We start from the raw sequence: 4,707 nt of genomic DNA, 5'->3' as shown, positions 1-4,707 counted from the left end.
CGCTGGAGCTAGACAAATTTTATACTTTATCTTGTAAGAAAAACTCGGCTTATCGCCAAGTCTTAATAGCAAAATCCTTAGTTTTAATTTATACTATCACCGACCAAAGTTATAAATTTTGATAGTATAAGGAGTGTGTTGGTAAGAACCGTCCCTACCAACACGCTCCTTATGCATATTCTAGGATTCTGTTCATATCTATATATTGTTGTCCAAGTTGTTATTTTTAATTTGGTATAGAGGTGAACCGAGTGATGCATTCAATAGAAACACGTTCAAGTCCGAGTGTTTTTCAAATTGCTGCTACCTATATTGGAACAGTAATAGGTGCTGGGTTTGCTTCTGGACAAGAGGTATTGCAATTTTTTAGTGCCTATGGATTAAAAGGTATGCTTGGAATCCTTCTCTCTACTATTCTTTTCTTTTGGCTTGGTTACACCATCCTATTAATTGGTGGCTCCTTGCAAGCTAAATCGTACATGGAAATCATTCAGTTTACAAACGGGAAAAAGCTTGGTTCCGTTATCAACTTTTTTATCACTATTTTCCTATTCGGAACCATAGCCTCCATGATTGCAGGAGCTGGGGCTATTTTCAAAGAACAATTTCACCTATCTCCTTTGTGGGGAACCCTCTTTATGGCGTTGTTGACGGTACTAACGGTCGTATCAGGAACAAAAGGAGTTGTAAAATCGATTAGTTTTGTAGTACCTTTTCTAATGATTTCCGTTTTGTTTATTTCCTCTTACACAATTCTAAAAAATCCACTTAGTCTTGAGGAAATACAAATGGCGAGCTCTCTTAAAGGGGTAGCACCCAATTGGTTCATTGCCTCGCTTAACTACGCCTCTTATAACCTCATTATTGCAATTACTGTTTTAGGACCTATGGGGGCGGAAGCATCGAATAGGAAAGTAATTTTCAGAGGAGCGCTGCTTGGGGGCTTTGGCCTCGGGATAGGAGTTGCAGCGATTTATTTTAGTATTTTAACTTCCATTGGTACTGTCGCAAAAATTGAAATCCCAATGATGATGATCTCTTCCCAAATTTCTCCGTTCTTTCATTTTTTGTTTGCCATAGCTCTTTTTGTAGGAATTTACACAACAGCCGTAAGTGCCTTATATGGTTTTGTTAGCCGAATGCATTTCATCCCAAGTGACTACAGAGTTTGGATGATTGTCCAAACTACAATTCTAGCTTTTTTAGTGAGTCTCATCGGTTTCTCAAATATAGTAAAGTACCTTTATCCATTTGTGGGATACTGCGGATTGTTCTTTTTTGGAGGGCTCGTTTATACATGGTTTACGAAAAGAAAAATGTTGTAAAAAATTTTTAACCCTAGGACATGACAAAATTGAGCCCCACTTCTGAGCCCGGTATATTTTCGAGCTGATTTTTCTCATGCGCAGATTTCTTATACTATCATTGACCAAAGTTGTAAATTCTGATAGTAAATTAAAAGAGCATGCTCTAAAGCATGCTCTTTTAAAAAACTTATTCATTAATACCTTCTACCTGAAGCCCACTTTGCTTGTTCTGCTTTCTTAGTTGCTTTGGCAAAAATGTCTTTAAAAAGCTCTTTGATGGCAGGATATTCTTCTTTCGAAAGAGGATCAACACTTACCAAAGCGCCTTTATCAACGATACCTTTTACTATCGTGAAAAGTCCCTCTTCCTGGTCCAATCGACGTAACGCCAGATATTGACGCCCATCCTGCACCAAATTCGCAACCACCGAGAACTTACTTCCAGTTGAATCACCTGAACCACCTAAATAAATTGTCGCTGGTTCAGAAAATAGCGGCCGATCTAATCCATACTTCTTTCGTTTAAAGCCCTCGAAATCAACAATGTTGCTTCTTTCTGACATCATAAACGCCTCCTCTGGATTAGTCTTTCAACATTCCATGGTACGCTTACTACTACCTTATTAGATACATCAGATCTACGTTACGATTGACTTACGAAAGAACTTTGAAAAACTCGGCTTATCGCCAAGTCCTAATGGCAAAAGCCTTAGTTTTTTCATGTACTATCAACCGAATAAAGTTATAAATAGCTGATAGTATGAAAAAATAACGCTTACCTCTTTATATAGTATAAAACAAAAAAAATCAAGAGCATGAGCCATGTTGCATGTTTCGCTATAGTTTGTGTCGGTGATGACAGGTCTTATCAACGCGGTTTCCTATATTATGTGTGTTGGTGAGAACCGTCCCCACCAACACACCTCGATAGTTTTAAAAAAATAGATATGAAACTACCAAACTAATGATGGTAATCATGACTGCTGATAGAACCATGGAAACTGTGCTTATAGCTCCTGCTTCCTCACTAATCTCTATAATCTTAGCAGTTCCAACTGCATGAGAGGCAGTACCCATTCCCACTCCTTGCCCTAAGTTAGTGTCAATTTTAAACCACTTCATTATGGTTGGACCAAGGACCGCTCCACCAAGCGCAGCACATGACACGAATAAAGGGACCAAGGAATTTAAGCCACCGAGAGTGTCTGAAACGGCAAGCGCTATGGGGGTTGTTGCATTTTTTGGCATGATGGCAAAAATAAGGCTATCATCAAACCCTGTCCATTTTAAGAACAATGCCCCACTCACCACACCTGTAAATGCACCGACGAAAACTCCCCATAAAATAGGTGCTGCATGTTTTTTCAATATATTGAATTGATTGTAGAGAGGATACGCCAGTGAAACAACGGCTGGACCCATAAACCAATCCAACCATTTAGCCCCTACCATATAGGACTCAAAGGGTATATCAAATATTAATAACAATGCTCCAATAATGGTTGCGGAGGGTAAGATAGGAATAAGAAATGGATTCTTGTACTTTAAATAAAGGTACCTTGTGCCAATATAAACAATAATAGTAATACCAAGTCCAAATATAAAATTAATGATTAAGTTCATGTGCATTAACCTTCTCGTTGACCTTTTCTGTTTTCTTAACTAAATATTGACTGACTGCTCCAGAAACAATGATGACCAAAAATGTGCTAATTAAAGCAATTGGAACAAGTAACAGACCTTTTCCTATAAAAACATCTAAATAGTTTATGAGACCGACTGTAACAGGAATAAATAAAATAGCCATATGCTTCATAAAATAATTTGAACCGCTACTTACCCAACTTACTTTTACTTTCTTAATCATTAACAGCAGAAATAGTAAAAACATCCCAATCAGACTTCCCGGAATGAATAAATGGAATGCCTCTTGTATCCAAACCCCCACTAAATAAAAAACAGATAAAATCCCTATTTGCCCTAACAATTTCAACAGCTCCATATGCTTTCCTTCCCGCAGCAAGATGCCTAAACTTTAAACAATTTTATCACGAAAACAATCAGCAGTACACTGCCAAGTAGAGAGGTTTAGTTATGTTGTTGGTGCGTGTTGATTAAGATTTTGTTAGTGAGATGGGTAATGGGAATTGTTCAGTTTATTGTTAATACAAAATCCCCGAATTATCTACTTTTCTGATAATCCGGGGACTTAATCGTTTATTTACTTTCCAAAATATCAGCAATCCTCTTACTAGCTAGTCCATCACCGTATGGGTTGCTGGCTTGACTCATTTTTTTGTATTCTTCTTGATCTTCAAGAAGGAGTTTGAATGTTTTATAAATATTTTCTTCCTCAGTACCGACTAGTTTTAATGTACCAGCAGCTATTCCTTCTGGCCTTTCAGTCGTATCTCTCATGACAAGAACAGGTTTGCCTAAACTTGGTGCTTCCTCTTGAATGCCCCCACTGTCAGTTAAAATGAGATGGGACCTTGATAGAAAGTTGTGAAAGTCAAGAACATCCAGTGGTTCAATTATTCTTATTCGATCATTATTCCCAAGGATTTCGTTAGCAGCTTCACGTACAACAGGATTCATATGGATAGGATATATTGCTTTAATATCAGGTTGTTCATCGACAATTCGTTTTATTGCCCGGAACATATTTCTCATCGGTTCTCCCAGATTTTCCCTTCGATGAGCTGTAATCATGATTAACTTGCTGTCCGACGCCCAATCCAATTGATCATGAGTATAGCCTTCATTAACAGTGGTCTTCAAGGCATCGATGGCGGTATTCCCTGTGACATAAACGTCAGAAGAATTTTTCCCCTCTTTCACAAGGTTTTCCTTAGAAACTTCGGTAGGAGCAAAATGATATTTGGCTACAATACCTACTGCTTGTCGATTAAATTCCTCAGGGTAAGGAGAGTAAATATTGTAAGTTCTTAAGCCAGCCTCCACATGTCCAACGGGAATTTGCAGATAAAAACACGCCAAGGAAGTAACAAAAGTAGTCGATGTATCCCCATGGACGAGGACCACATCTGGCTTGACTTCTTCAAGGACTGCCTTCATTTTTTCCAAAATACTTATAGTTACATCAAATAAAGTTTGCTTAGATTTCATGATGGAAAGATCATAATCGGGAACAACATCAAAAGCCTTAAGCACCTGATCAAGCATTTCCCGATGCTGACCTGTCACACAAACTACAGGCTCCAACTTCTCTCTTGTTTTCAACTCTTTCACCAAAGGACACATCTTAATAGCCTCCGGACGAGTCCCAAACACTAGCATCACTTTCTTCTTCACAATCATCACCGACTTTTTTATATTTTCTAACAATAATATCCCATAATTCACACGTTTATATAGTAACACAAACTAACGTGTCAGT

General features: G+C 38.0%; 5 protein-coding genes. 1 reads left to right on the top strand and 4 read right to left on the bottom strand.

Annotation, left to right across the window (positions count from 1 at the left end):
- Positions 1–254: 254 nt before the first annotated feature.
- Positions 255–1,325, top strand: coding sequence for a hypothetical protein (locus RZN25_14540; protein MEQ6378034.1), 1,071 nt, complete (start codon positions 255–257; stop codon positions 1,323–1,325).
- A gap of 176 nt (positions 1,326–1,501) precedes the next feature.
- Here the strand turns inward: RZN25_14540 and RZN25_14535 are convergent, their stop codons facing one another.
- From RZN25_14535 to wecB, 4 genes are all read right to left on the bottom strand, one after another.
- The gene (locus RZN25_14535) at positions 1,502–1,870 is read right to left on the bottom strand and encodes a hypothetical protein (protein MEQ6378033.1); all 369 of its coding nucleotides are present in this window, start codon (positions 1,868–1,870) and stop codon (positions 1,502–1,504) included.
- Between the two features lie 370 nt (positions 1,871–2,240).
- The gene (locus RZN25_14530; protein MEQ6378032.1) at positions 2,241–2,930 is read right to left on the bottom strand and encodes an LrgB family protein; all 690 of its coding nucleotides are present in this window, start codon (positions 2,928–2,930) and stop codon (positions 2,241–2,243) included.
- Positions 2,914–3,309, bottom strand: a complete 396-nt coding sequence (locus RZN25_14525; GenBank protein ID MEQ6378031.1) for a CidA/LrgA family holin-like protein — start codon at positions 3,307–3,309, stop codon at positions 2,914–2,916. The genes RZN25_14530 and RZN25_14525 overlap by 17 nt, the downstream gene beginning before the upstream one ends.
- Positions 3,310–3,524: 215 nt before the next feature.
- Positions 3,525–4,628 carry a UDP-N-acetylglucosamine 2-epimerase (non-hydrolyzing) gene (gene wecB, locus RZN25_14520; protein ID MEQ6378030.1) on the bottom strand — a complete coding sequence of 368 codons (1,104 nt, stop codon included), beginning with the start codon at positions 4,626–4,628 and terminating at the stop codon, positions 3,525–3,527.
- Positions 4,629–4,707 lie beyond the last annotated feature (79 nt).

The sequence above is a fragment of the Bacillaceae bacterium S4-13-56 genome, assembly GCA_040191315.1.
GTDB lineage: Bacteria > Bacillota > Bacilli > Bacillales > JAWJLM01 > JAWJLM01.
This window is presented reverse-complemented; position numbering and strand designations above follow the sequence as displayed.

Bases quoted from the DNA above. Each gene is read 5' to 3' on its own strand.
- RZN25_14540 (MEQ6378034.1), top strand. From the start codon at position 255: ATGCATTCAATAGAAACACGTTCAAGTCCGAGTGTTTTTCAAATTGCT.
- RZN25_14535 (MEQ6378033.1), bottom strand. From the start codon at position 1,870: ATGTCAGAAAGAAGCAACATTGTTGATTTCGAGGGCTTTAAACGAAAG.
- RZN25_14530 (MEQ6378032.1), bottom strand. From the start codon at position 2,930: ATGAACTTAATCATTAATTTTATATTTGGACTTGGTATTACTATTATT.
- RZN25_14525 (MEQ6378031.1), bottom strand. From the start codon at position 3,309: ATGGAGCTGTTGAAATTGTTAGGGCAAATAGGGATTTTATCTGTTTTT.
- wecB (MEQ6378030.1), bottom strand. From the start codon at position 4,628: ATGATTGTGAAGAAGAAAGTGATGCTAGTGTTTGGGACTCGTCCGGAG.